The following is a 26,077-nucleotide window of genomic DNA, read 5'->3' on the forward strand; positions in this document are numbered from 1 at the left end:
CGGCGGGTGACTGATGCGCTGGTCACTTCCGCTGATTCGACGGCGCACGCCGATCCACCTGGGTGTGGATATCGGCCGCAGCGGGGTTCGCCTGGTGGCCCTCGCGCCCGGCCCCACGCCAAGGCTGGTGGGCTGGAGCAGCCAGCCCGGGCCCGAGCAACCAGGCGATGGGCAGGCAAAGCCGGATCGCGAGTGGCTATTGACCGCGCTCGACCAGGCCGCCGCCGAGATCGATATCCACGACCCCGTCGCCGCGGTCGCCGTTCCGGTCGAGGGGATCGCCACCCGGTCTGTGTCGTTGCCCCCGGGGATTTCCCATCGCGCGGTAGATACACGGATCGGCCTCGCCATGGCCGAGCTGCTGCCCGAGTCGGTGTCCGATTTTTGCGTGGACTATCGAGCGGATGACAGCGCACTTGATGCGCATGACAACCGGCCCTGGCAGGTGGTTGCCGGGCGGCGCAGTCACGTGGCCTGGCGGGTCGAGGCCATGAAAGCGCTGGGTTGGCGTTGTCCCCTGGTCGATGTGGAATCCCACGCCATTGCCCGGGCACTGCGCCTATCCGCACCGGACGGGCACGAGGGCATCACCGGGGTGGTGGACGCCGGCTACCGGCTGCGTTTCAGCGTTTGTGACGGGGATAGCCTGATCCACGACCAGGATCACGGCCCACCCCAACCGGACACACCCGATGCGGTTGCCCAACGAATGGGCCTGGCGTTGTCCGTCTACCAGGGGCTCGATCATGCCCGGGCGGTGGACCGGATCCTTCTGGTCGGTGGCCGGGCCTGCCCGCCGCTGGCCGAGTCGCTGGCCCAACGGACACGGCTGCCAACCCGCATCGCCGAGCCGTTTTCGGCACTATCGACCGAAGACAGCGACCCGGCGCGGATCGCGCAGCCGCATCGCTATCCGGTTGCCCTTGGACTGGCACTGCATCTGGGGTCTTGCCATGCCCATTGGCGTTAACCTGCTGGACTGGCGCGACCGGCAACGACGCCGGCGGCGACGGATCGCCGGCAGCTGTCTGCTGGGCGCCGCCGCATTGGCCGTCGCCGTGACCGGCATCATCGCAGGCCAGGTGGGCCAGACCCTGGATGGCCATCGCCGCGCCGTGGCCGAGCTGGAGCAATCAATCGACGGGCTTGCTGGCAAGCTCGCCAGGGTCGAAGCGCTCGAGCAGGCTATCGAGACGCTGCGTCGACGGCTCGACCACAAAACCGCCATCCGGCGGGATCGCCGGGCCATCCAGACGGGCCTGGCGGCGGCCGTGCAGAGTCGCCCTCAAAAGGCCCGGCTACGCCGTATTGTCATCACGCCCGGGGAGCTCAGCGTCGAGGGCCTCACCCGACAGCCCACCGATGCGGCAAAGATGGCCCGGCGCCTTGAACGTCAGCATCCGCTGCAGCAGGCCGATGTCGTGCAGATCACGCCCAACCCTGACGCCGGCGGCGGAGAACTCGGCTTCCGGCTTCGCGCCAAGATCCTCACCCGAGCGCCTGCAAACGCCGCATCGAGCGGCGCGGGGAGCGAGCTGTGAGGTGGCCGGTCGTCGAGCGGCGGTTGTCCCGGTCCATCGCCGTGGCGGTAGTACTGGGCACATTGCTAGGCGCGCTGCCGGGGTGGTGGATCGGTGTCGCCCCGCTCAAGGACGCGGTTGTCGACGCCCGCGAGACCCGAACCCGGCTGGCGGCCAGGCTCGAGGCAAGACAGGATGAGGTCAAGCGCCTTGCAGCGCTTCGCCGGCAACGCCAGGCGCTGGCCCGGCGCATCGACGGCTTTGGCTTCGAGCTGCCGGACAGCCCGGCGGTCACCCCGCTCATCGAACGGGTATCCGCCCAGCTCGCGCCCACCGGGGTCGAGATCAATGCCCTGCACCCCACCCCCACCGGTGCCGACCAACCCGTCGACCGGGCCGTGCACATCGCCATCTCCGGCGACTGGCCAACGCTTGTCAAAAGCCTCGAGCAATGGCTGCATTCACCGCTTGCCACCTCGCCGGGGCGGCTGATGATCCGGGCCGACCAGACCGGCGCGGACGCCCCGCCGGGCCAGCCGCCGATCGCCCTTGAACTGCGGCTTCTCGCCCATTCGCTCGCCCATCCGGTGACTGCGCCGGGGGGCGCGGCCATTGGCGAGGGCCCGTTGCCTGACCTGGAGCCGCTTGCCGACCCCTTCGCCCTGGCCCATCGCCCGGCCACCGACCGGTCAATGCCGATCTTTCTGGGCTCGATCCGCGGCAGCCGGCAACAGTGGGCGTTTTTCCGCGACCGCAGCGGCCGCATCCACCGGCTCCAGCCCGGTCATCGGCTGCCCGGGGAGGGTGGGGTGCTGGAGGCCATACGCCCGGATGCCGCTGTCGTTCGCCAACGTGACAACGCCGGCAAAACCCGCCGCGTCCGCTTGCCCATCCTCGATCGCCATGCAAAAGGAGGCTGACCATGCGCGTGTTCACCGCCTCAAGGCGCTGTCTGCTGGTAATGGCCATCGTGATTTATGCCGTATCGATGCGGGCCACGGCCGATGAATCGCTGCGTGTGGATGTCCGCGACATGCCGGTGGACACCCTGGTCGAGCAAATCGAAGCCATCGAAAGCGGCGCTGGCCAGCCACCGACCCAGCCGGCCGGCGATGCGCCCGCCGATGCCCGGACTCGCTTTCTGGCCGTCAAATATGCCCGCGCCGAAGCACTCGCCGAGCTCATCGAGGCCGAATCGGTGCGCGTCGACACCCGCACCAACACGTTGATCCTCCACGCCACCCCGGCGCAGATCGCCGCGGCCCGTTCGCTTGTCGAGCGACTCGACGTGCCGGTCCGCCAGGTCCTGATCGAGGCGCGGATCGTGATCGCCTCAGAGGGGTTCAGCGACGAGATCGGCGTCGAGTTTGGCTGGCGCCGCGAGACCCGGGCCGGCGAAACGGTGATCTCCGGCGGCGGGCGGCTGGACGACGAGGGACTGATGGTGGATCTACCGGCGGGCGACGCCGCCGGGTCGGCGGGGTTGGCCATCGGCAAGGTGGGCAGCTATCTGCTGCAACTCGAGCTCTCCGCCATGGAGAGCGAAAACCGCGGCGAGATCATCTCAAGCCCGCGGGTGGTCACCGCCAGTCATCAACAGGCCGAGATCAAACAAGGGGTTCAGATCCCCTTCGAGCAGGCCACCGCCAGCGGCGCCACCAGCATCGCCTTTCGTGAGGCGGTGCTGGGGCTGGTGGTCACCCCCCGGATTACCCCGGATGACCAGATCCAGCTCGAACTGGCGGTCAACCAGGACAGCCGCGGCGAGGACACCCCCGAGGGGCCGGCGATCAATACCCAATCGGTCCGGACCAATGTGCTGGTCGCCGATGGCGAGACGGTCGTGCTGGGCGGTGTATTCGAGAAAACCCAGCGCGAGGGCCGCGAACGCGTGCCACTGCTCGCCGACCTGCCGGTGGTCGGTGGGCTTTTCGAGCGCCGCACCCGGGTCAACGACCGCAGCGAGCTGCTGGTCTTTGTGACCCCGCGCATACTCGAGGGCACGGCCGGGGGGCCGAACGCGTTAGAATCGGAGTCATGACACCAATCGATCGCGTTTTCATCATCGGGCCCATGGGGGCAGGCAAGACCACCATCGGCCGCCGGCTGGCGCGGCGCCTGGGGCTGGGTTTCATGGATCTGGACGAGGCGCTGGAAGCGCGTACCGGTGTCGATATCCCGCGGATTTTTGACATCGAGGGCGAGGCCGGATTCCGCCGGCGCGAGGCCATGCTGCTCGACGAGCTCACTCGCTGTCCGGCGACGGTGCTCGCCACCGGCGGCGGCGCGGTCCTCGATCCAGCCAACCGCGAACGCCTGGCCGCCCGCGGGGTGGTGGTCTATCTGCAAACCAGCGTCGCCGCCCAGCTTCGACGCACCCGGGGCAGCAGCCGCCCGCTCATCCAGGGCGAGGACCCCGAGACCCGGCTGACAGAGCTCATGGCCACCCGCGGGCCCATCTATGAATCCCTTGCCGATGTCATCGTCGGCACGGAAGATGGCAACCCCGAGCGGGTCGCCGAGCGACTCGCCGATCGACTGCAGCAGCCGGGGCCGGTGCATGCCTGAGCCACGACAAACACTCACCGTCGAGCTGGGCGAACGCAGCTACCCCATCCACATCGGCCGCGGGCTGCTCGCCGACCGCGCGCTTTTGCAAAACGCCACCGCGGCCGAATCGGTCATGGTGGTCAGCAACGAGGCGGTCGCCCCGCTCTACCTGGATACGCTCAAAGCCGGACTGGCAGGTCGCCAGGTGATCGCCACGGTTCTGCCCGATGGCGAACAGGAAAAACGGCTCGAGTCCATGCTGCCGGTCTTTGACGAGATGCTGGTCAACGGGCTGGGCCGGGACAGCGCCGTCATCGCCCTGGGTGGCGGCGTCATCGGCGATCTGGCCGGCTTTGTGGCCGCCACCTACCAACGCGGCGTGGCGTTCGTGCAAATCCCGACCACCCTGCTGGCCATGGTCGACTCGTCGGTAGGCGGCAAAACCGGGGTCAATCATCCGCGGGGCAAGAACATGATCGGCGCCTTCCATCAGCCCCGGGCGGTGGTGGCCGATCTGTCGGTGCTCGACACCCTCCCCGATCGCGAGATGCGCGCGGGCATGGCCGAGGTCATCAAATATGCCCTGCTGGGGGATGCCGCGTTTCTTGACTGGCTCGAGACCCACCTGGACGAGGCCCTGGCCCGCGAGCCGGGCGTGCTCGCGGAGCTTGTCGCCCGCTGCTGTCGCAACAAAGCGGCCATTGTCAGCGCCGACGAACGCGAATCCGGCCAGCGCGCCCTGCTCAACCTGGGGCACACCTTCGGTCATGCCATCGAGGCGGCCCGCGGCTATGGCGACTGGCTGCATGGCGAGGCCATCGCCGCCGGCATGTGCATGGCCACGGGCATGTCCCGTCGGCTGGGCTGGATCAGCCCCGCCGACGAGGCGCGCGCCACCGCGCTAATCGAGCGCGCCGGCCTGCCCACCACGCCGCCAGCAGATCTATCGACAGCCCGGTTCCGCGAGTTCATGGCAAGGGATAAGAAAAACCGCCACGGGCAACTGACCCTGGTGCTGTTAAAGGCGCTGGGCGAGGCGGTTGTCACCACCGACTATGACGACCAGGCCCTCGAGGCGACCCTCACGGAGTCGGCCCATGACTGAGATGGGCCCGGACCCCCAGGGGCTGGCGATCTATGCCTCACGGCCGTCGGCCAGCGAGGGTCGATGTCATCCCGAACAAAGACCGGATCTGCGCAACGCCTTCCAGCGCGACCGCGACCGGGTCATCCACAGCACCGCCTTTCGACGGCTCGAGTACAAAACCCAGGTATTCGTCAATCACGAGGGGGATCTGTTTCGCACTCGGCTGACCCACAGCCTCGAGGTGGCCCAGATCGCGCGCACCATCGCCCGGGCCATGGGGCTCAATGAAGACCTCACCGAGGCCATCGCCCTGGCCCACGACCTGGGGCATACGCCCTTCGGGCATGCCGGGCAGGAGGCGCTGGATGCCTGCATGGCCCCGTACGGTGGCTTCGAACACAACCTGCAGTCGCTGCGGGTGGTGGATTTGCTCGAGACCCGCTATCCGGACTTCGATGGCCTCAACCTGACCTTCGAGGCCCGCGAGGGGCTGGTCAAACGCTGCCCCCTGGATCAGGCCGAATCCCTGGGCGCCATCGGCCGGCGTTTTATCGATGGCACCCAGCCCTCGCTGGAGGCGCAGCTGACCAATATCGCCGATGAGATCGCCTACAACAGCCACGATGTGGATGACGGGCTGCGTGCCGGTCTGCTGGATCTCGACCAGCTCTGCCAGGTCGAGTGGGTGGCGGCGATCCGTCAAAGCGTCAATGCCGCCCATCCGGGGCTTGGCGGTCGGCGGCTGATCTATCGCATCGTCCGCGAGTTGATCGCCCAGCAGGTCGAGGATCTGCTCGCCGAAAGCCGCCGACGCATCGCGACCGCCGATATTGACGGCCCGGCTGCGGTTCGCCGGCTCGAGAAGCCGCTCATTGGCTTTGGCGCCGAGATGCACGCCCAACACCGGGCGCTCAAGAGCTTCCTCTACGACAACCTCTACCGCCACTACCGCGTCCACCGCATGACCACCAAGGCCACGCGGGTCATCCATACGCTTTTTGAGCTGTTCATGGCCGACACAAGGCTGTTGCCGCCCGAGAACCGCCAGATGGCCCTCGCCCGCGCCGAGCGCCGCGGCGAACGGGGCCAGGCCCGGGCGGTGGCCGATTATATTGCGGGGATGACCGACCGCTATGCCCTTGACGAGCACGAGCGGCTGACCAGTCCCAAACGGCTCACCTGAAAGGCGCCACCCGGTCCGACGAAGTTGCCGGATCCGGTCGCTCAAGCTATATTGGACGACCATTTGCCCATGAAACGGGAGCGATCCACGGATCGACCCCGGGATCCCCGCAGCCGATCGAACCGCCTGTCCCCCCAGGGGATGGCGGCCCGACGCCGCGGCCCGCTCCCCGCAGCAAAAGAGAGGCAGTTCGCGTGAGCCAGCTACCGTTCACCCGCCCGACGCTCTACCGCCCGGAATTCGAGCACGACAACTGCGGCTTTGGCCTGATTGCGCACATGGATGGCCAACCCAGCCACTGGCTGCTCGATACGGCCATCTCGGCGCTGGCCAGGCTCACCCATCGCGGCGCCGTGGCCGCCGATGGCAAAAGCGGTGACGGCTGCGGGCTTTTGATCAAACCGCCGCTGGCGTTTTTGCGCAAAGTAGCCGAAGCCCAGGGTCTGACGCTTGCCAGCGATTTTGCCGCCGGCTGTGTCTTCCTCTCCCACGACCCGGCCACCGCTGCGACGGCGCGGGCAACCCTCGAAGAGGCGCTGGCGCACTACCAGGTCCCGGCCGCCGGGTGGCGCGATATCCCCGTGGATCGCTCCGCCTGCGGCGAGCAGGCACTGGCAACGCTGCCGGCGATCAACCAGGTCTTCGTCAACCGACCCGACACAATGGAAGAGCCGGAGTTCGAGCGTCGGCTTTTCATGGCCCGGCGGCGGGCCGAGAAGGCCCTCGACGGCAGCGACGAGGCATTCTATGTGCCAAGCCTCTCGGCGCGGGTGCTCTCGTACAAGGGGCTGGTCATGCCGGAGAATCTGGCGGCCTTCTATCTGGATTTGCAGGACCCGGCCCTGGAGACCTCGCTGGCGGTATTCCACCAGCGTTTCTCCACCAACACCCTGCCGCAGTGGCGGCTCGCCCAGCCGTTCCGCTATCTCGCCCACAACGGCGAGATCAACACCATCCAGGGCAACCGCAACTGGGCGCTGGCCCGGGCCTGTCGCTTCGAGACACCGCTACTGCCCGACATCGATGCGATCCAGCCGCTGGTCAACCTCACCGGCTCTGACTCCTCCAGCCTGGATAACATGCTCGATGTGCTGATCACCGGCGGTATGGACATCTTCCGCGCCCTGCGGCTGCTGATTCCGCCGGCCTGGCAGAACGTCGAGACCATGGACCCGGATCTGCGTGCTTTCTACGAGTTCCACTCGCAGCACATCGAGCCCTGGGACGGGCCGGCGGGCATCGTGCTCACCGACGGCCGGCACGCCGCCTGCGCACTCGACCGCAACGGCCTGCGCCCGGCGCGCTGGGTGATCACCCAGGACCGGCATATCACCCTGGCCTCCGAGGTGGGGGTCTGGGATTACCAGCCCGAGGACGTGGTCGAGAAGGGCCGCCTGCGCCCGGGCGAGATGCTCGCCGCCGATACCGAAACCGGCGAGCTGCTACTGCCCGAGGCCATCGACGAGCGGCTCAAGAACCGCGCCCCCTACAAGCGCTGGCTGGCCCAGCACTCGCGGGATGTGCCCTCGGCGCTCGAGGCCGGCAGTCAGCGCGAGCCGGTGGATCCGGACCAGCTCGACGTCTACCAGAAACAGTTTGGCGTGACCTTCGAAGAACGGGACATCGTCACCCGCACCCTGGCCCAGGGCGGCCAGGAAGCGGTCGGCTCGATGGGCGATGACACCCCCATGCCGGTGCTCTCGCGCCAGGTGCGCTCGGTATTCGATTATTTTCGACAGCAGTTCGCGCAGGTGACCAACCCGGCCATCGATCCGCTGCGCGAGCAGATCGTCATGTCGCTGGAGACCGTCTTCGGCCCCGAGAAAAACCTCTTCGAAGAGGTCGAGGACCATGCCCGGCGACTGGTGCTGGACTCGCCGATCCTCTCGGATGGCAAGTTCCAGGGACTACTCGGCGAGCATGAACCGGACAACGCGGTCCATCGCATCGACTTGAGCTATGCCAGTGATGGCGATCTGAGAGCCGCGATCGAGGGCATCCGCGATGAGGCCGAAAAGGCGGTGCGCGCCGGGGCGACACTGCTGGTGCTCAGCGATCGCCATCTGGCCCGGGATCGCATCCCCGTGCATGCCCTGCTTGCCACCGGCGCGGTCCACCATCACCTGGTCCGCACCGGGCTGCGCTGCGATGCCAACCTGGTGGTCGAGACCGCGACCGCGCGCAACAGCCACGAGTGTGCCGTGCTGATCGGCTACGGCGCGACGGCCATCTACCCCTATCTCGCCTATGACATCGTCCAGGATCAGCTGCGCACCGGCGAGATCAAGGGCGCAGAGATCGGTGATCTGCTGCGCAACTACCGCAAGGGGCTGAATAAGGGGCTGTACAAGATCCTCTCGAAGATGGGGATTTCTACCATCACCAGTTATCGCGGCGCCCAGCTCTACGAAATCGTCGGCTTTGCCGATGAGGTGGTCGACCTTTGCTTCAGCGGCACCACCTCGCGTATCCAGGGGGCGGGGTTCGAGGATCTCGAATCCGACCAGCGTGATCTGCACGAAGCCGCCTGGCGGCGCAGCCAGCCGATCACCCAGGGTGGCCTGCTCAAGTACGTCCATGGCGGCGAGTACCATGCCTACAACCCGGATGTCGTCGCCTCGCTGCAGGAAGCCGCCTACACCGGCGACTACGAGCGTTACAAAGCCTATGCCGAGACGGTGAACACCCGACCGGTGGCCGCCCTCCGGGACCTGCTGCAGGTCCGCGAGACCGAGGCCATCCCGCTCGACGAGGTCGAGCCGCTCACCGCCATCCTCCAGCGCTTTGACTCGGCGGGCATGAGCCTGGGCGCGCTCTCACCCGAGGCCCATGAGGCCCTGGCGATTGCCATGAACCGTCTGGGCGGGCGGTCCAATTCAGGCGAAGGGGGCGAGGACGCCCATCGCTTTGGCAACGAGCGCATGTCCAAGATTAAGCAGGTGGCCTCGGGCCGCTTTGGCGTCACACCGCATTACCTGCGCAACGCCGAGGTGCTGCAGATCAAGGTGGCGCAGGGCGCCAAGCCCGGCGAGGGCGGCCAGCTGCCCGGCCACAAGGTCAACGAGATGATCGCCCGGCTGCGCTATTCCAAGCCCGGTGTGGCGTTGATCTCGCCGCCGCCCCATCACGATATCTACTCCATCGAGGACCTCGCCCAGCTCATCTACGACCTCAAGCAGGTCAACCCCGATGCGCTGGTCTCGGTCAAGCTGGTGGCCGAGCCCGGCGTCGGCACCGTGGCTGCCGGTGTGGCCAAGGCCTATGCCGATCTGATCACCATCGCCGGTTACGACGGCGGCACCGGTGCCAGTCCGCTGACCTCGGTCAAATACGCCGGCACCCCCTGGGAGCTGGGGCTGACCGAAACCCATCAGACGCTGCGGGCCAATGACCTGCGCGACAAGATCCGCCTGCAGACCGATGGCGGGCTGAAGACCGGCCTCGATGTCATCAAGGCGGCCATTCTGGGGGCGGAAAGCTTTGGTTTTGGCACCGCGCCGATGGTGGCGATGGGCTGCAAGTACCTGCGGGTCTGCCATCTCAACAACTGCCCCACCGGGGTGGCGACGCAGGAAAAGGTCCTGCGCACCAAGCATTTTGTCGGCACCCCCGAGCGGGTCGCTAACTACTTTACCTTTGTGGCGATGGAAACCCGCGAGTGGCTGGCGCGACTGGGCGTACGTTCGCTCGAGGAGCTCATCGGCCGGCTGGACCTGCTCGAGCAGCGTGAGCCCGAGACGCCCCGCCAGGCCAAGCTGGATCTCTCGCCGATCCTCTCCGATGGCGGGCTCGACGCGTCGCTGCCCCGTCACTGCATGACACCGAGCAATGTGCCGTTTGACCGCGGCGAGCTCGCCGAGCGCATGGTCAATGACGCCCGCAGCGCCATCGAATCCGCCCGCGGCGGCGAGTTCCACTACACCGTGCGCAACGATGACCGATCCATCGGCGCCCGGCTTTCCGGCGAAATCGCTGCACGCCACGGCAACCTGGGCATGAGCGGCAACCCGATCCGGCTCAACCTCACCGGTAGCGCCGGTCAGAGTTTCGGTGTCTGGAACGCCGGCGGCCTGGAAATGTGCCTGGACGGGGATGCCAACGACTATGTCGGCAAGGGCATGGCCGGCGGCAAACTCATTGTCCGTCCGCCGCGGGGCAGCCGCTTCAATAGCCAGGACACCACCATCATCGGCAACACCTGCCTCTATGGCGCCACCGGTGGCAAGCTCTTCGCCGCCGGCCTGGCCGGTGAGCGCTTTGCAGTGCGCAACTCCGGCGCCCATGCGGTGGTCGAGGGCGTCGGGGACCATGGTTGCGAATACATGACCGACGGCGTGGTCTGCGTGCTCGGCCCCACCGGGCTTAATTTCGGCGCCGGCATGACCGGCGGCATCGGCTTCGTGCTGGATCTGGAGAATCGATTCGTCGATCGCTACAACCACGAGCTCATCGATATCCGTCGCATCCAGACCGAGCCCATGACCGCCCATCGGGAGTTCCTGCGCGACACCATCACCGAGTTTGTCGACGAGACCGGTTCGGCCTGGGGTCAGGAGATCCTGGACAATTTCCGCGATTACGTCGGCTGCTTCTGGCTGGTCAAGCCGCGGGCCGCCGATATCAATGACGTTCTCAACACGCTGCGGCAGGCAGCCTGATCAGCTATGGGCAATTACTTTCAGTTCATCGACGTCCCGCGACAGGACACCGACAAAGAGCCGGCCCGGGCGCGGGTGCAGAAGTTCTCCGAGATCTACGGCGACTTCAGCAGCGAGCATGCCGCCGCCCAGGCGGACCGGTGCGTGGAATGCGGCAACCCGTATTGCGAGTGGAAATGCCCGGTTCACAACTACATTCCCAACTGGCTCAAGCTGGTCGCCGAAGGCAATCTCTTCGAAGCCGCCGAGCTCTCGCACAAAACCAACAGCCTGCCCGAGGTCTGTGGTCGAGTCTGCCCCCAGGACCGCCTCTGCGAAGGCGCCTGTACGCTCAATGACGGCTACGGCGCAGTCACCATCGGCTCGGTCGAGAAATACATCACCGACGAGGCCTTCAAACAGGGTTGGCGCCCGGACATGTCCGGGGTGGTGGCCACCGGCAAGAAAGTCGCCGTGGTCGGCGCCGGCCCGGCGGGCCTTGGCGCCGCCGATATCCTGGTGCGCAACGGGGTCGAGGCGGTGGTCTTTGACCGCTACCCCGAAATCGGCGGTCTGCTGACCTTCGGCATCCCGCCGTTCAAGCTCGAAAAAGAGGTCATCGCCAAGCGCCGCGAAATCATGGAATACATGGGCGTGGAGTTCCGCCTGGGTGTGGATGTCGGCACCGACATCACCTACGAAGAGCTGGAGCGCGACTATGACGCGGTCTTTCTGGGGATGGGCACCTACACCTACATGCGCGGCGGCTTTCCGGGCGAGGACAAGCGCGGTGTCTACGAGGCCCTCCCCTATCTGGTCTCCAACATCAATCGGCTGATGGACTTCGAGAACGATCCGTCCGAGTTCATCGACATGGCCGGCCAGCGGGTGGTGGTCCTTGGCGGCGGTGACACGGCCATGGACTGCAACCGCACGGCGCTGCGCCAGGGTGCCAGCAGTGTGACCTGTGCCTACCGGCGTGACGAGCAGAACATGCCCGGGTCGCGCCGCGAGGTCTACAACGCCAAGGAAGAAGGCGTGGAGTTTCTCTTCAACCGCCAGCCGGTCGAGATCGTTGGCGATGACCGGGTGGAGGGCGTCAAAGTGGTGGAAACCCGGCTGGGTGCGCCGGACGAGCGCGGACGCCGGCAGCCCGAGGTGGTCCCGGGCAGCGAGCAGGTCCTCCCCGCCGACCGGGTGATCATCGCCTTCGGTTTTCGGCCCAACCCGCCGGAGTGGTTCGAGGACCACGGCATCGGCGTCGATGAGCGCGAACGGGTCCGGGTCAAGAAACAGGGCAAGTTCCCGTTCCAGACCGATAACCCCAAGGTCTTCGCCGGCGGCGACATGGTCCGCGGCTCGGATCTGGTCGTCACCGCGGTGTGGGAGGGTCGTGAGGCCGCCAAGGGCATCCTGGCCCATATCGGGGTCTAGTCGGCCATGGCCGGATTGCAGAATGACCGCTTGCTGCGGGCGCTGCTGCGCGAACCGGTGGACCGGACTCCGGTCTGGATCATGCGCCAGGCCGGCCGCTATCTGCCCGAGTACCGCGAAATCCGCGCCCGGGCCGGCAGCTTCATGGATCTGTGCCGCAACCCGGATCTGGCCTGCGAGGTCACCATGCAGCCCCTGCGGCGCTTCGATCTGGATGCCGCGATTCTGTTCTCGGACATCCTCACCGTGCCCGACGCCATGGGCCTGGGCCTTTACTTCGAAGCCGGCGAGGGACCGCGTTTCGCGCACCCCCTGCGCGACGCTGCGGCGATCAACGCCCTGCCGATCCCGGATGTCGCCGACGAGCTTCGCTATGTCACCGACGCGGTCACCGGCATCCGCCAGGCGCTGGCCGGCTCGGTCCCGTTGATCGGTTTTGCCGGCAGCCCCTGGACACTAGCGACCTACATGGTCGAGGGCGGCAGCAGCAAGGATTTCCGTCATATCAAGGCCCTCGCCTACGATCAGCCGACGCTGCTCGAGACCCTGCTCGATAAAACCGCCCGATCCGTCACCGATTACCTCAACGCCCAGGTCGAGGCCGGTGCCCAGGCCCTGATGATTTTCGACACCTGGGGCGGCGCCCTCGCCCACGACGCCTATCAGCGGTTTTCGCTGGCCTTCGCCCGTCAGGTGATCGATGGACTGGTCCGCGAGCGCGATGGCCGCCGCATCCCGGTGGTTTTCTTTACCAAAGGCGGCGCTGTGTGGCTTGAATCCATCGCCGATTGCGGCGCCGATGCCCTGGGGGTGGACTGGACGATCTCGCTGACCGAGGCACGACGCCGGGTCGGCGATCGGGTGGCGCTGCAGGGCAACCTCGACCCCTGCACCCTCTACGCCCAACCCGATGTCATCCGCGGCGAAGTCCAGCGCGTCCTCGCCGAATATGGCCCGGGCAGCGGACATGTGTTCAACCTCGGGCATGGCATCCACCCGCAGATCCCGCCGGAGCATGTCGCCGCCATGGTCGAGGCCGTCCACGAACTCAGCCCGGACCGGCATGCCTGAGGGGCGCGCCCGGATCCTCTCCGCCGGCGTGGTGGTGGTCCGGCCCGAGAACGCGACCTGGCAGTTTCTGTTGCTCCGCGCCTATCAGTACTGGGACTTTCCCAAGGGCCGGACCGAGCCGGACGAAACCCCCAAACAGGCCGCGTTGCGCGAGGTCGCCGAGGAGACCGGGATCAACGATCTGACATTTCCCTGGGGCGATGACTATGTCGAGACCGGCCCCTACGCCCGGGGCAAGATCGCCCGCTACTACCTGGGTGAGACGCAGCAGAAAACCGTCGTTCTCGGGATTGCCCCGGAGCTTGGCACCCCCGAGCATCACGAATGGCGCTGGGTCGACTTTGCAACCGCCTACGCCATCACCGCACCGCGGGTACGGCATGTCCTGGACTGGGCCGTCGAACGCCTTCCCGCCCGGCCCGAGGACTAGGCGAGTGGCTTGGGCATGCGTTGACCGGCAGGGCATACTGGATGCGCGACGGCGTTCTGGCAGGAGAGGCCATTGAAGCAATACCCCACCGAACAAGCCGGCTTTCCGGCCCAGCGACCGCGCCGGCTGCGGCGCGACGCGGCCACCCGACGGCTGGTGCGTGAAAGCGCGATCAGCGTCGATGACCTCATCCAGCCGGTGTTTGTCATCGACGGCGAGGACCGCAGCGAGGCTGTGCCTTCGATGCCGGGCGTCGAGCGCCTGACCATCGATCGGCTGCAGCACGAGGCTGCCCATCTGGCTGAGCTCGGGGTACCGGCCATGGCGATCTTCCCGGTCACCCCGGCCGAGGCCAAAAGCGATGACGCCGCAGAGGCCTGGAACCCCCAGGGGCTTGCCCAGCGGGCCGTGCGCGCCATCAAGGCCAGCACGCCGGACATCGCCGTGATCACCGATGTCGCCCTCGACCCCTTTACCCGCCACGGCCAGGACGGGCTGCTGGACGAAAGCGGCTATGTGGCCAACGACATCACGCTCGAGGCACTGGTCCGCCAGGCCCGCTCCCATGCCGAGGCCGGGGCCGACATCGTCGCGCCTTCGGACATGATGGATGGCCGGGTGGGCGCCATCCGGGCCGCGCTCGAGGCCGACAGCCACCCCGAGACCCGGATCCTCGCCTATGCGGCGAAGTACGCCTCGGCCTTCTACGGCCCATTCCGCGACGCGGTGGGATCGGCCGGCAATCTTGGCAGCGGCGACAAGCGCACCTACCAGATGGATCCGGGCAACAGCGCCGAGGCGCTGCGCGAGGTGGCCATGGACCTGGCCGAAGGCGCCGATATGGTGATGATCAAGCCCGGTATGCCCTATCTGGATATCATCCGGCGGGTCCGCGACGCGTTCGAGGTGCCCACCTTTGCCTACCAGGTCAGTGGCGAATACGCCATGCTCAATGCCGCTTTCGACAACGGCTGGCTGGATCGTCGGGCCTGCGTCATGGAGGCCCTGCTGGGGTTCAAACGCGCCGGCGCCGACGCCATTCTCACCTACTTTGCCCGCGAGGTCGCGGGCTGGCTCGCCGAGACCTGAGCCGGCGCAGCCACAGGAGGCTTCATGGATTTGTATGCCGTTTTTGGCCATCCCGTTGGCCACTCACTCTCTCCCCGGATCCATCGGCTGTTTGCCGAGGAAACCGCCCAGCAGATCGAATACGAACGCCGCGAGCCACCGCTCGAGGGCTTCGCCGATGCCATCCAGGCCTTTCGCGAGGAAGGCGGGCACGGCGCCAATGTCACCGTCCCGTTCAAAGAGCAGGCCTGGTCACTGGCCGAGCAGCGCAGCGAACGCGCCGAGCGGGCGGGTGCGGTCAACACCCTGGTCTGCGGGGACATCCTCTATGGCGATAACACCGATGGTGAAGGGCTGATCAACGATCTACGCAACAACCTGGGCGTCGGCCTGGCCGGCAAACGGCTTCTGGTCATCGGCGCCGGGGGGGCCGCCCGCGGCGTGCTCGGACCGCTGCTGGTCGAGCAGCCGGCGAGCCTGATCATCGCCAATCGCACCGCCGACAAGGCGCGTGTCCTCGCCAAGGCCTTTGATGACATCGGCAGCGTCGATGGCTGCGGGCTGGATGCGCTCGAGGGCGAGCGCTTCGAGGTCGTCATCAACGCCACCTCCAGCGGACTCGACGGCGATGTCCCGACGTTGCCGGCGAGCATCGTCGCCGAAGGTGCCACCGCCTACGACATGTTCTACAGCGCCGAGCCCACGCCCTTTCTGCGCTGGGCCGAGGCCAATGGCGCATTCCGTACCCGCGACGGCCTGGGCATGCTGGTCGAACAGGCGGCCGCCTCATTCGAGTTGTGGCGCCGCATTCGACCGAGCACCGAGCCGGTGATCGAGGCGCTGCGTCACGACACCCGCCCCTGATCCATGCCCATCGAAGCCAGCGCCGCACCGGATGGGCTGCTGGTATTGCTGGTCGGCGGCGCCACCCTGGCCGCGGTGGTCATTCGTCATCTCTGCCAGCGGCTCGCGCTGCCGGCGCTGGTGGGGTACATCGCCATCGGACTGGCGCTGCGCGGCACGGATCGCCTCATCCCCATCCTCCGCGAGCCGGTGCTGGCCGCCTTCGAACTGCTCGCCGCCCTGGGGCTGGTGGCGCTGCTGTTTCGGGTCGGGCTCAACAGCGACCCGCGTCGACTGCTGCAAAAGCTCCCCAGCGCCAGTCTGATCTGGGCGGTTAGCGTATTCACCTCGGGGCTGGCCGGCTTTGCCGCCGCCCGGTGGGTGGGCTTTGACACCCTGCCGTCGCTGGTCGCCGGTGTAGCGCTGACCGCCACCAGCATCGGCGTGGCATTGCCGCCCTGGCAAGAGGCGAACGCGCTGAACAGCGACAGCGGCGCGCTGGTGCTGGATGTGGCCGAGCTGGATGACATCTCCGGTGTGGTGCTGATGGCGCTGCTGCTCAGTCTCATCCCGGCCATCAGCGCCGGTGGCGCGCTGGAGTGGACGGTACTGGGGCTCATCGGTGCCGGGCTGCTGGCCAGCCTGGCGGCCTTTGCCGTTGCCTGCTGGTTGTTTGCCCATTACCTCGAGCCGCCGCTGGCCCGCTTTCTCGCCTCACGCGAGCGGCCACCGGCCCGTATGCTGGTGGTTGTCGCCCTGGGCAGCCTGATCGCCGCGCTGGCGGGGATGCTGGGGTTCTCGCTGGCGGTGGGGGCACTGTTTGCGGGGCTGATCTTCAGCAAGGCGCCACGCCGGGTGCGGCAGGACCGGGCCTATATCGTGCTCTACGATTTTCTTTCGCCGTTTTTTTTCATCGGCATTGGCCTGAAGCTCTCACCGGACGCGCTGGTCGGCGCCCTGGGCGCCGGCGCGGTGCTGTTGGTCGCCGCGGTCGTCGGCAAGCTTGGCGGCGTCATGCTCCCCGCCCAGTGGGCCGCACCCCCCGGGGCTGCCCTGCCGCTGGGCCTCAGCATGGTGCCGCGGGCCGAGATCGCCATGGTGATTGTCGACCAGGCAGGGCGCTACGGCGATGATGTGGTACCCGCCACCCTCTACGGGGCGATGGTGCTGGTGGTGCTTGCCACCTGCGCGATCACTCCGGCGCTCATCCAGCGTCTGCTGGCCCGCCGCGGGGCGCTGGATTAACCCGGACCGGCGTCGCGGCAGTCGGCCATCAAGCGGCTGTAGTGCTCGGCGGAGTAGGCGAGCTGTTCGATTTCAGTGTCGGTAAGCGCCCGAACGGCCCGGGCCGGACTGCCCAGATACAGATAACCCCGCTCCAGACGCTTGCCCGGCGGCACCAGGGTGTGGGCCCCAATGATGACCTCGTCGTCCACCACCGCGCCATCGAGCACCGTAGCCCCCATGCCGACCAGCACCCGGTCGCCAATGGTGCAGGCATGGACCACCGCACGATGGCCGACGGTGACCGCTTCGCCGATCAGCGCCGGGTGGCCGGATTGATAGGGCCCCTGGTGGGCGACATGGACGATCACCCCGTCCTGGATGTTGCTGCGCCGCCCCACCTCGATGCGATGGACATCCCCCCGCAACACCGCTGTCGGCCAGACCGAGACCGTATCGGCCAGGGTGACATCCCCGATCACCACCGCGGTGTCGTGAACCCAGGCCGTCGCCGCGATCGACGGCATGACGCCTTTGTATTGCTCAATCATCGATCCACTCCGCAGCGGCCTGTATCAGCTCATTGTCACCAGCTCTTCGGCGCTGGTCGGATGAATGGCAACCGTGTCGTCCAGATCCGACTTGGTCGCGCCCATGCGCAGGGCCACGGCAAAGCCCTGGAGCATCTCATCGCTGCCCACCCCAAAAAGGTGGATACCCACCAGGCGCTCCGATTCACCGACGCAGACAAGCTTCATGGTGCTGCGCTGCTTGTCCTCGGCCGGGGCCAGGGCGTAGTCCATCGGCACAAAGGCGGTTTCGTGGATGCGCACCGCCTCACCGTACTGCGCCCGCGCCTGGGCCTCGGTGAGCCCCACCGTGCCTATGGGCGGGTGGGTAAACACCACCGTGGGCACGTCGCGGTAGTCCAGCCGACGATCGCCCTGCCCGCCCCACAGCCGATCGGCGAGGCGTCGGCCTGCGGCGATCGCCACCGGGGTCAGCGGATAGGGATTGTCGGTGACATCTCCCAGGGCGAAGATATGCGGCTGATTGGTGGCCTGCCAGTCGTCCACGGGGATGGTACCCCGCTCGTCCGCGCTGACACCGGCCGCCACCAGGCCCAGTTCGTCGGTGTTGGGCAGCCGCCCCACCGCCCAGATCACCTGATCGAGCCCCTCGAGGCTGCGACCATCCTCGGCGTAGAGGTTGTAGCCGCCCCATCCGGCCTCGAGCCCCGCCGGGGTAAAATGGCTGACCAGCGTCGGGCCGTGGGCACCGATGGCCTCGACATAGGCGTTCTGGATGGCCTCGTCAAAATCCCGCAGGGGTTTTTCGCGACGGACCACCAGGCTGACCTCGCTGCCCAGGGCATGGAGCACACCGGCCAGCTCGACGGCGATGTAACCGGCGCCGACCACGGCGACCCGCTGTGGACGCTCCTGCATGGCAAAGAACCCGTCCGAGTCGATCCCCAGATCGCCGCCGGGGATGCCCGGCCGGCCCGGCACACCCCCGGTGGCGATCACAAAGCGCTCGGCCTGATAGCGCTGCCCGTCCACTTCGATTGTATGGGGGTCGGTGAAGCGGGCATGACCGCGAATGACATCGACACCCGATCGGTCGAGGTTGCGATCGTAGATGCCGTTGAGACGCTCGATGTAGGCATCCCGCGCCTGGGTCAGCGCGGGCCAGTCCAGCGTCGGGTCGATTGGCTGGAAGGCATAGTCCTGCGCCCGCCGGAGGGTTTCGGCGGTCTCCGCCGCCTGCCACATGATTTTTTTGGGCACACAGCCGACATTCACGCAGGTCCCGCCAAGGCGCTCGGACTCGACCACCGCGCACCGCGCGCCGTGGGCCGCTGCGCGTCGGGCGGTGGCGATCCCGCCGCTGCCGCCGCCGATGCAAATGAGATCATATGCCTGCTGCTCGCCGCTCATGCCGGGCTCCTGCTTTCGGTCAATTTTCTCCATTCTGGCAGAGCGAACGGTGCCAGGCATATGCACCGCCCCTGTCGACGCTCCCCAGTCGCATCGGACCCACTGAACTTGTCGCCGGTTTTCTGGCTCGAATTCTCGAGTCGCGATCGATAGGCTTGGGGATCAGCCGCCAACGGGCATCGGCCCATCCGCCCATGGAGCAACACATCCTGTCATGACCAATCCACTGCTCACCGACACCGATCTGCCCCGCTTTTCTGACATCCGCCCCGAGCATGTCCAGCCCGCGGTGGAACAGGTCCTCGCCGACAACCGCGCCGCCATCGAGGCGATCACCGCGCATCCGGCACCGCACACCTGGGAGCGTCTGGTCGCGCCGCTGGAGCGGCTCGAGGACCGCCTCGAGAAGGTCTGGTCGCCGGTCTCGCATCTTAATGCGGTGATGAACAGCGACGCCCTGCGTGAGGCCTACAACGCCTGCATCCCGTTGCTCTCGGCCTACCACACCGAGATGGGCCAGAACACCGCGCTCTACGACGCCTTCCGACAACTCCGCGAGAGCGCCGCCTACGACCAGCTCAGGCAAGATCAGCGTCAGACCGTCGACAACGCCCTGCGCGACTTCGAGCTGGCTGGTGTGGCGCTGCCATCCGAGGCCAAGCAGCGCTATGCCGATATCGCCGCCAGGCTGGCTGAGCTGTCGTCACGGTTTCAGGAAAACCTCCTCGATGCCACCAATGCCTGGCATTACGACACCACCGACGCCGACGAGCTCGCCGGCATCCCCGAGACCGCACTGGGAGTGATGCGACAGAACGCCGAGCAGGCCGGTGTCGAAGGATGGCGAATCAGCCTCGATATGCCGGTGGTCCAGGCGGTACTGGCCCATGCGCGCAATCGCGAACTGCGCCGCGCGGTTTACGAGGCGTTCACGACCCGGGCCTCGGATACCGGGCCGCAGGCCGGCCAGTGGGACAACCACCCGGTCATGGCCGAAATCCTCGATCTGCGCCAGGAGCAGGCCGAACTGCTGGGCTACAGCCACTATGCAGCGCTCTCGCTGGCGCCCAAGATGGCGGATTCGGCCGAAGAGGTCATCGCCTTCCTCGACGATCTGGCCGGACGCGCCAAGCCGGTGGCCGAACAAGAGCATGCCGAACTGGTGGCCTTTGCCAATGAGCTGGACGGCCTCGAGACGCTACAGGCCTGGGATGTGGGCTACTACAGCGAGCGGCTGCGCGAGTCCCGCTACAACCTCTCGCCCGAGGACCTGCGCCCGTGGTTTCCGGCCGATCAGGTCATGGCCGGGCTTTTCGCGGTCGTGGAACGGCTCTTTGGCATTCGCATCCATGAGCGGGATGACGTCGATACCTGGCATGCGGATGTGCGCTTCTACGAGATCCGCGACGGCGATGGCACACTGCGCGGGCAGTTCTACACCGACCTTTACGCGCGCTCGCAAAAACGCGGCGGCGCCTGGATGGCCACCGCCCGGGGCCGGATGCGTCAGGGCGATGCGCTGCAAACGCCGGTCGCGTTTCTGACCTGCAACTTCACGCCACCGGTGGCCGGCAAGCCCGCGCTGATCACCCACGGCGAGGTGGAAACCCTCTTTCACGAGTTCGGCCACGGCCTGCACCACATGCTCACCCGGGTCGACGCCGCGAGTGTGGCGGGGATCAACGGTGTGGCCTGGGACGCGGTGGAGCTGCCCAGCCAGTTTCTCGAGAACTGGTGCTGGGAGCGCGAGGCCCTGGATCTTTTCGCCCGCCACCACGAAACCGGTGAACCCATCCCCGACGATCTCTACAAGCGCATGGTGGCGTCGCGCAACTTTCAGGCGGCCATGCAGATGGTCCGGCAGCTGGAGTTCTCGCTCTTCGACCTTCGGCTGCATGTCGAGCATGACCGCGCCGGCGGCGAGCGCATCTTTGCCCTGCTCGACGAGGTCCGCGATCAGGTCGCGGTGGTTCGGCCACCGGCGTTCAATCGCTTTCCCAACAGTTTTGCCCATATCTTTGCCGGCGGATACGCGGCCGGGTATTACAGCTACAAGTGGGCCGAAGTGCTCTCGGCGGACGCCTTTGCACGGTTTACCGAAGAGGGCATCTTCAACCCGGTCACCGGCCGCGCCTTTCTCGAACATATCCTCGAGAAAGGCGGCTCGGAGGATGCAGCCAAGCTCTTTCGCGATTTTCGCGGCCGCGAACCCAGCATCGAACCGCTGCTTCGCGCCAGCGGACTGGCGGCGTAGGCCCGGCCGCTGCGCGGCCACCCGCCAGCGGGTAGAATGCCCGCTGGCTCATCCAACGCGGCTGGAGCGTTCTTGTGAAAATCGCCTCCTGGAATGTCAATTCGCTCAACGTGCGCCTGCCCCAGGTCCTTGACTGGCTGGCCCAGGCGCAGCCGGACGTGCTGGGGCTGCAGGAAACCAAGCTCACCGACGAGAAATTCCCGACCGACGCCATCCGCGAGGCCGGCTACGAGGTGGTCCATGCCGGGCAGAAGACCTACAACGGCGTCGCGGTACTGGCAAAAGCGCCGATCACCGATTGCGCCTTTGATATCCCCGGCTTCGAGGATCCGCAGCGGCGGGTGGTGGCGGCGACCATCGGCGGGCTGCGCTTGATCAACCTCTATGTCCCCAACGGCAAAGCGGTGGGCAGCGATAAATACGACTACAAGCTGGCCTGGCTCGAACACCTGCGGGGTTGGCTGCGGGATGAGCTCGGGCGCCACGAGCGGGTGGCCGTGGTGGGTGACTTTAATATCGCCCCGGGCGATGACGATGTGCACGACCCGGCCGAGTGGCACGAGCAAATCCTCTGCTCGACCCCCGAGCGCCAGGCCCTGGCCGGTTTGCTGGCGCTCGGCTTTACCGACAGCTTTCGTGAATTCGATCAGCCCGAGAAAACCTTCTCGTGGTGGGACTATCGGATGAACAATTTCAAACGCAACCGCGGCCTGCGGATCGATTTGATCCTCACCAGCCCGGCGCTGACCCACGCCCTCGAAACCAGTGTCGTCGATGCCGAGCCAAGGGCCTGGGAGCGCCCCTCGGATCACGCTCCGGTGGTCGCCGAGTTCGCCACCCCCTAACGCCAGCGCCCGATCAGGAGCCCCCATGCAGTACCGCGATCTGCGTGATTTCATCGACCAGCTCGAGGCCAACGGCCAGCTCAAGCGCATTGCCACCGGCGTGGATCCCCATCTCGAGATGACCGAGATCTGCGACCGGACCCTGCGCCGCGGGGGACCGGCGCTGCTTTTCGAAAACCCCACCGGCTATGACGTGCCAGTGCTGGGCAACCTCTTCGGCACCCCCGAACGGGTGGCACTGGGCATGGGGGCGGATAATGTCGCCGCACTCCGCGAGATCGGCGAGCTGCTGGCGTTTCTCAAATCACCGGAACCGCCCGGCGGCATGCGCGAGGCGTGGCAGAACCTGCCGGTGTTTCGCAAGGTGCTCGACATGGCACCCAAGGTCCGCCGCAGCGCCCCGTGCCAGAAAAACATCATCGAGGGCGACGATGTCGACCTGGGCCGGCTGCCCATTCAGACCTGCTGGCCCGGGGATGTCGGGCCACTGATCACCTGGGCGCTGGTCATCACCCGCGGGCCCGGCCAGAAGCGGCAGAACCTGGGGATCTACCGACAACAGGTCATCGGCCGCAACCGGGTGATCATGCGCTGGCTCTCACATCGCGGCGGCGCCCTCGACTTCCGCGACTGGCAGAACACCCATCCCGGTGAGCCTTTTCCGGTCACGGTGGCGCTGGGCGCCGATCCGGCCACTTTGCTGGGGGCGGTCACACCGGTGCCCGACAGCCTCTCGGAGTACGCCTTTGCCGGGCTTCTGCGCGGCAGCCGGACCGAGCTCGTCAACTGCATCGGCTCGGATCTGCAGGTGCCGGCCTCGGCCGAGATCGTGCTCGAGGGTCACATCCACCCGGACGACACGGCGCCGGAAGGCCCCTTTGGTGATCACACCGGCTACTACAACGAGGTGGACGACTTTCCGGTGTTCACCATCGACCGGGTCACGCATCGGGATGATCCGATCTACCACAGCACCTACACCGGGCGGCCGCCGGACGAACCGGCCATCCTGGGGGTGGCGCTCAACGAGGTGTTCGTGCCCATCCTCCAGCGGCAGTTCCCCGAGATCGTCGACTTCTATCTGCCACCCGAGGGCTGCAGCTACCGCATGGCGGTGGTGACCATGCGCAAGCAGTACCCGGGCCACGCCAAACGCGTGATGATGGGGGTCTGGTCGTTTCTGCGGCAGTTCATGTACACCAAGTTCATCATCGTCGCCGACGACGATGTGAACGCACGGCAGTGGGAGGATGTCATCTGGGCGATGACCACGCGCATGGATCCGTCCCGGGACACGGTGATGGTCGACAACACCCCGATCGATTATCTCGACTTTGCCTCACCGGTCAGTGGGCTGGGCTCGAAAATGGGGTTGGACGCCACCAACAAGTGGCCCGGCGAGACCGACCGGGAGTGGGGCGAGGCCATCACCATGGACCCGGCGGTAAAAGCCCGTGTGGACAGCATCTGGCAGGAACTCGGCATCGATGAGGTAGCGCAATGAGCCATCAGGTACACATCCAGGGCAGCGATCACGCGTTCAGCGTCGAGGAGGGCGAGTCGATTATCGATGCGGCCCTGCGGGCCGGGCTGATGCTGCCCTACAGCTGCCGCAGCGGCACCTGTGGCACCTGCATGGGCGAAGTGGTCAGCGGCGAGATCACCTATCCGGATGGGCTGCCGCCGGCGATCAGCGCCGACCAGGACGCCGCCGGCCAGGCGCTTTTCTGCCAGGCCCGCGCGGCGAGTGATCTGGAAATCCGGGTCCGCGAGGTGCGCGAGGCCGGAGACATCCGGCCACAGCGCCTACCCGCCCGGGTGGATGGCATCGAGACACTTGCCCCGGATGTCCGGCGGGTTTTTCTCAAGCTGCCCCGCGACAAGCGTCTGCCCTTCCTGGCCGGTCAGTACATCGATTTTCTGCTGCGCGGCGGGCAACGTCGCAGCTTTTCGCTAGCCAACGCCCCCCATGATGATGAGCGACTCGAGCTGCATATCCGCCATCTGCCAGGCGGCGTTTTTTCGGGGTATGTCTTCGAAGAAATGCAGGAAGGCGCCCTGCTTCGCTTTGAAGGACCGCTGGGCAACTTCTTTTTGCGCGAGGACAGCGACCGGCCCATGATCCTGATGGGCGGCGGCACCGGGTTCGGCCCGATCAAGGGCATCGTCGAGCATGCCCTGCACCTGGGGGTGGCGCGTCCCATGCACATCTACTGGGGCGCGCGGGCGGTGCCGGATCTGTATCTCGATGCGCTGCCGCGGCGCTGGGCGGAGACGCATGAGGGCATTCAATACACCCCGGTCCTCTCCGAGCCGCAGCCCGACGATGACTGGCAGGGGGCGGTGGGATTCGTCCACGAGCAGGTCGTGCGCGAGCATCCCGATCTCAGTGGGTTCGATGTCTACATGAGCGGCCCCCCGCCGATGATCAACGCCGCGCGCGAGGCCTTCACCGAGGCAGGACTGCCGGCGGATCGTCTGTATTATGACTCCTTCGAGGCCGCGGCCGAGTAGCGCGGCCGGGGTGCACAAAACGGAGGTGCGGCGAATGACCCAACCACGCTGGCTGGCAATCCTGGCAGCGGCATTGCTTCTGGCCGGCTGCGCCGGCGGCAACGGTCCGATGGACACCGCCAACGACCCGGCCGAACCGGTCAACCGGGGTGTCTACACCTTCAACGACACCTTCGATACCTATGCCCTGGCACCGGCCAGCCGGGGCTGGACCGCGGTGACCAGTGCCGGGGTCCGCGATCGTGTGGATAATTTTTTCACCAACCTCGAAACCCCCGGTTTTGTCGTCAACAACCTCCTGCAGGGCAAACCGGTTGATGCCGGACGCGAGACACTGCGTTTCGCCATCAACTCCACGGTGGGCATTGTCGGGTTGTTCGACCCGGCGCAGGCCTGGTTCGGGCTGGCCGGACGGCGCGAAGATTTTGGCCAGACCCTTGGCGTGTGGGGCGCTGAGGCCGGCCCCTATCTGGTGCTACCGCTGTTCGGGCCGTCGGGGGCACGGGATGTCACCCAGTACCCGGTCGGCTGGTATACCAACGCGCTGACCTACATCACCCTGGATAGCCTGACCTTCGGCGCGCTGACCGCAGTCAACGTGGTGAACAGCCGGGCACTGGCCGGCGATACGGCGCGGTTCCGCGACGATGCGGCGGTCGACCCCTATGTCTTTACCCGGTCGGCCTACCGGCAATATCGACAAAGCCAGGTCCACGACGGTGATGTCCCCCTCGAGGCGGATCCCTACGGCGATTTCTTCGAGGGCATGGAAGGCGACGACGAGGACGCCTCCACCCAACCCTAGGCGCGGACTCAGGCCGCGGTCTCGGCCTCGGCAGCGAGGCGCTCGAGTCGCTGACGCAGCGGCGAGCGCCTTGGAAAGTGGGCCCGCAGAAAGTCCATCTGATCGGCAAGAATCCGGCGCCCCTGGAGATAGACATACTCGGCGTGGGTAGGTGCGAAGGGCACGGCCAGGAGCTGCAGGCCGGCCTGCTCCGGTGTGCGATTGCCCTTCTGGTTGTTGCAGCGCTTGCACGCGGTGACCACATTGGTCCACACATCGGCGCCGCCGCGGCTGATCGGCTTGACGTGGTCGCGCGAGAGATCTTTGCTGCGTCGCTGCTCGCCGCAGTAAAGGCATAGGTGATCATCGCGCCGGAACAATGTGGCGTTATTGAGCGGCGGCACGTAGTCCGGGTTGCCCTTGAGGCTCGCCTGCATGGCGCCGGCGGTGGCGATGATCGAATTGACCTCGACGACGCTGCGCCGGCCCGTGCGGGCGTTGATACCGCCGCGCAGGCGGTAGAGACCGCGACCGCAGGTATAGGCCACCTGGTCGAGGTGATAGAGCCGAACCGCATCCTGGCAGGTAATCCACTCAAGCGGCATGCCCGAAATGTCGGTTCGCAGGATCGGGTGATCAAGGGTGGTCACGCCCTGCTCCTTTTCATCGTTTGTCGGTATACCCGACATTCGA

22 protein-coding genes are annotated in these 26,077 nt (G+C 66.7%); 19 read left to right on the forward strand and 3 right to left on the reverse strand.

Features of this window, described 5'->3' with window-relative positions; all coding sequences use genetic code 11:
• The first annotated feature begins 13 nt into the window (after nt 1-13).
• The 14 genes from pilM to V6X73_RS08585 all read left to right on the forward strand — a co-directional run bounded on the left by pilM (nt 14) and on the right by V6X73_RS08585 (nt 17,068).
• Nucleotides 14-970: a type IV pilus biogenesis protein PilM gene (gene pilM, locus V6X73_RS08520; protein WP_367959475.1), complete on the forward strand. Its 957-nt coding sequence runs from the start codon at nt 14-16 to the stop codon at nt 968-970.
• Complete coding sequence (locus tag V6X73_RS08525) at nt 954-1,541, forward strand: PilN domain-containing protein (protein ID WP_367959476.1); 588 nt, start codon at nt 954-956, stop codon at nt 1,539-1,541. The genes pilM and V6X73_RS08525 overlap by 17 nt, the downstream gene beginning before the upstream one ends.
• On the forward strand, nt 1,538-2,440 hold the full coding sequence (locus V6X73_RS08530) for a hypothetical protein (protein WP_367959477.1): 903 nt from the start codon (nt 1,538-1,540) through the stop codon (nt 2,438-2,440). Before V6X73_RS08525 ends, V6X73_RS08530 begins: the two co-directional genes overlap by 4 nt.
• A 2-nt stretch (nt 2,441-2,442) precedes the next feature.
• A complete protein-coding gene (gene pilQ, locus V6X73_RS08535) occupies nt 2,443-3,561 on the forward strand; it encodes a type IV pilus secretin PilQ (protein WP_367959478.1) in 1,119 nt (372 codons plus the stop codon).
• Entirely contained in the window at nt 3,558-4,088 is a 531-nt protein-coding gene (locus tag V6X73_RS08540) for a shikimate kinase (RefSeq protein ID WP_367959479.1), read from the forward strand. Before pilQ ends, V6X73_RS08540 begins: the two co-directional genes overlap by 4 nt.
• Complete coding sequence (aroB, locus tag V6X73_RS08545) at nt 4,081-5,175, forward strand: 3-dehydroquinate synthase (protein WP_367959480.1); 1,095 nt, start codon at nt 4,081-4,083, stop codon at nt 5,173-5,175. Before V6X73_RS08540 ends, aroB begins: the two co-directional genes overlap by 8 nt.
• Nucleotides 5,168-6,340 (forward strand): deoxyguanosinetriphosphate triphosphohydrolase, encoded by a 1,173-nt coding sequence (locus V6X73_RS08550; protein WP_367959481.1) that lies wholly within the window; start codon nt 5,168-5,170, stop codon nt 6,338-6,340. The genes aroB and V6X73_RS08550 overlap by 8 nt, the downstream gene beginning before the upstream one ends.
• Nucleotides 6,341-6,534: 194 nt before the next feature.
• Entirely contained in the window at nt 6,535-10,998 is a 4,464-nt protein-coding gene (gene gltB / locus V6X73_RS08555) for a glutamate synthase large subunit (RefSeq protein ID WP_367959482.1), read from the forward strand.
• 6 nt (nt 10,999-11,004) lie between these two features.
• Nucleotides 11,005-12,411, forward strand: a complete 1,407-nt coding sequence (locus V6X73_RS08560) for an FAD-dependent oxidoreductase (protein ID WP_367959483.1) — start codon at nt 11,005-11,007, stop codon at nt 12,409-12,411.
• A 6-nt stretch (nt 12,412-12,417) separates the two neighbouring features.
• Nucleotides 12,418-13,482, forward strand: a complete 1,065-nt coding sequence (gene hemE, locus V6X73_RS08565; RefSeq protein WP_367959484.1) for a uroporphyrinogen decarboxylase — start codon at nt 12,418-12,420, stop codon at nt 13,480-13,482.
• On the forward strand, nt 13,475-13,912 hold the full coding sequence (locus V6X73_RS08570; RefSeq protein ID WP_367959486.1) for a bis(5'-nucleosyl)-tetraphosphatase: 438 nt from the start codon (nt 13,475-13,477) through the stop codon (nt 13,910-13,912). The genes hemE and V6X73_RS08570 overlap by 8 nt, the downstream gene beginning before the upstream one ends.
• Before the next feature lie 72 nt (nt 13,913-13,984).
• The gene (gene hemB, locus V6X73_RS08575; protein ID WP_367959487.1) at nt 13,985-15,001 is read left to right on the forward strand and encodes a porphobilinogen synthase; all 1,017 of its coding nucleotides are present in this window, start codon (nt 13,985-13,987) and stop codon (nt 14,999-15,001) included.
• Between the two features lie 24 nt (nt 15,002-15,025).
• Nucleotides 15,026-15,844: a shikimate dehydrogenase gene (aroE, locus tag V6X73_RS08580; RefSeq protein WP_367959489.1), complete on the forward strand. Its 819-nt coding sequence runs from the start codon at nt 15,026-15,028 to the stop codon at nt 15,842-15,844.
• 3 nt (nt 15,845-15,847) lie between these two features.
• Nucleotides 15,848-17,068 (forward strand): cation:proton antiporter, encoded by a 1,221-nt coding sequence (locus V6X73_RS08585; RefSeq protein WP_367959490.1) that lies wholly within the window; start codon nt 15,848-15,850, stop codon nt 17,066-17,068.
• Here the strand turns inward: V6X73_RS08585 and V6X73_RS08590 are convergent.
• Together V6X73_RS08590 and gor are read right to left on the reverse strand one after the other, a co-directional pair.
• On the reverse strand, nt 17,065-17,598 hold the full coding sequence (locus V6X73_RS08590; protein WP_367959491.1) for a gamma carbonic anhydrase family protein: 534 nt from the start codon (nt 17,596-17,598) through the stop codon (nt 17,065-17,067). The genes V6X73_RS08585 and V6X73_RS08590 overlap by 4 nt on opposite strands.
• Before the next feature lie 24 nt (nt 17,599-17,622).
• The gene (gor, locus tag V6X73_RS08595; protein ID WP_367959492.1) at nt 17,623-18,987 is read right to left on the reverse strand and encodes a glutathione-disulfide reductase; all 1,365 of its coding nucleotides are present in this window, start codon (nt 18,985-18,987) and stop codon (nt 17,623-17,625) included.
• A 214-nt stretch (nt 18,988-19,201) separates the two neighbouring features.
• Here gor and prlC point away from each other — a divergent pair, with 214 nt between their 5' ends.
• The 5 genes from prlC (at nt 19,202) to V6X73_RS08620 (ending at nt 25,405) form a co-directional block, all read left to right on the forward strand.
• Complete coding sequence (gene prlC, locus V6X73_RS08600) at nt 19,202-21,241, forward strand: oligopeptidase A (protein ID WP_367959493.1); 2,040 nt, start codon at nt 19,202-19,204, stop codon at nt 21,239-21,241.
• Between the two features lie 74 nt (nt 21,242-21,315).
• Nucleotides 21,316-22,086: an exodeoxyribonuclease III gene (xth, locus tag V6X73_RS08605; protein ID WP_367959494.1), complete on the forward strand. Its 771-nt coding sequence runs from the start codon at nt 21,316-21,318 to the stop codon at nt 22,084-22,086.
• A gap of 25 nt (nt 22,087-22,111) precedes the next feature.
• Nucleotides 22,112-23,590, forward strand: coding sequence for a 4-hydroxy-3-polyprenylbenzoate decarboxylase (gene ubiD, locus V6X73_RS08610; protein WP_367959496.1), 1,479 nt, complete (start codon nt 22,112-22,114; stop codon nt 23,588-23,590).
• Nucleotides 23,587-24,600, forward strand: a complete 1,014-nt coding sequence (locus V6X73_RS08615; protein WP_367959497.1) for a CDP-6-deoxy-delta-3,4-glucoseen reductase — start codon at nt 23,587-23,589, stop codon at nt 24,598-24,600. The genes ubiD and V6X73_RS08615 overlap by 4 nt, the downstream gene beginning before the upstream one ends.
• Nucleotides 24,601-24,634: 34 nt before the next feature.
• A complete protein-coding gene (locus V6X73_RS08620) occupies nt 24,635-25,405 on the forward strand; it encodes an MlaA family lipoprotein (protein WP_367959499.1) in 771 nt (256 codons plus the stop codon).
• A gap of 8 nt (nt 25,406-25,413) precedes the next feature.
• Here V6X73_RS08620 and V6X73_RS08625 read toward each other — a convergent pair whose 3' ends face one another.
• Complete coding sequence (locus tag V6X73_RS08625) at nt 25,414-25,989, reverse strand: HNH endonuclease (protein ID WP_367959655.1); 576 nt, start codon at nt 25,987-25,989, stop codon at nt 25,414-25,416.
• Between the last annotated feature and the right edge of the window lie 88 nt (nt 25,990-26,077).

This window comes from Spiribacter pallidus, from assembly GCF_040838495.1.
GTDB classification, from domain to species: domain Bacteria; phylum Pseudomonadota; class Gammaproteobacteria; order Nitrococcales; family Nitrococcaceae; genus Spiribacter; species Spiribacter pallidus.

What these genes read in the sequence shown, in the direction of transcription:
- pilM (WP_367959475.1), top strand. Translation starts at nt 14, where the DNA reads ATGCGCTGGTCACTTCCGCTGATTCGACGGCGCACGCCGATCCACCTG.
- V6X73_RS08525 (WP_367959476.1), top strand. Translation starts at nt 954, where the DNA reads ATGCCCATTGGCGTTAACCTGCTGGACTGGCGCGACCGGCAACGACGC.
- pilQ (WP_367959478.1), top strand. Translation starts at nt 2,443, where the DNA reads ATGCGCGTGTTCACCGCCTCAAGGCGCTGTCTGCTGGTAATGGCCATC.
- V6X73_RS08540 (WP_367959479.1), top strand. Translation starts at nt 3,558, where the DNA reads ATGACACCAATCGATCGCGTTTTCATCATCGGGCCCATGGGGGCAGGC.
- aroB (WP_367959480.1), top strand. Translation starts at nt 4,081, where the DNA reads ATGCCTGAGCCACGACAAACACTCACCGTCGAGCTGGGCGAACGCAGC.
- V6X73_RS08550 (WP_367959481.1), top strand. Translation starts at nt 5,168, where the DNA reads ATGACTGAGATGGGCCCGGACCCCCAGGGGCTGGCGATCTATGCCTCA.
- V6X73_RS08560 (WP_367959483.1), top strand. Translation starts at nt 11,005, where the DNA reads ATGGGCAATTACTTTCAGTTCATCGACGTCCCGCGACAGGACACCGAC.
- hemE (WP_367959484.1), top strand. Translation starts at nt 12,418, where the DNA reads ATGGCCGGATTGCAGAATGACCGCTTGCTGCGGGCGCTGCTGCGCGAA.
- V6X73_RS08570 (WP_367959486.1), top strand. Translation starts at nt 13,475, where the DNA reads ATGCCTGAGGGGCGCGCCCGGATCCTCTCCGCCGGCGTGGTGGTGGTC.
- aroE (WP_367959489.1), top strand. Translation starts at nt 15,026, where the DNA reads ATGGATTTGTATGCCGTTTTTGGCCATCCCGTTGGCCACTCACTCTCT.
- V6X73_RS08585 (WP_367959490.1), top strand. Translation starts at nt 15,848, where the DNA reads ATGCCCATCGAAGCCAGCGCCGCACCGGATGGGCTGCTGGTATTGCTG.
- V6X73_RS08590 (WP_367959491.1), bottom strand. Translation starts at nt 17,598, where the DNA reads ATGATTGAGCAATACAAAGGCGTCATGCCGTCGATCGCGGCGACGGCC.
- gor (WP_367959492.1), bottom strand. Translation starts at nt 18,987, where the DNA reads ATGAGCGGCGAGCAGCAGGCATATGATCTCATTTGCATCGGCGGCGGC.
- prlC (WP_367959493.1), top strand. Translation starts at nt 19,202, where the DNA reads ATGACCAATCCACTGCTCACCGACACCGATCTGCCCCGCTTTTCTGAC.
- ubiD (WP_367959496.1), top strand. Translation starts at nt 22,112, where the DNA reads ATGCAGTACCGCGATCTGCGTGATTTCATCGACCAGCTCGAGGCCAAC.
- V6X73_RS08615 (WP_367959497.1), top strand. Translation starts at nt 23,587, where the DNA reads ATGAGCCATCAGGTACACATCCAGGGCAGCGATCACGCGTTCAGCGTC.
- V6X73_RS08620 (WP_367959499.1), top strand. Translation starts at nt 24,635, where the DNA reads ATGACCCAACCACGCTGGCTGGCAATCCTGGCAGCGGCATTGCTTCTG.
- V6X73_RS08625 (WP_367959655.1), bottom strand. Translation starts at nt 25,989, where the DNA reads ATGCCGCTTGAGTGGATTACCTGCCAGGATGCGGTTCGGCTCTATCAC.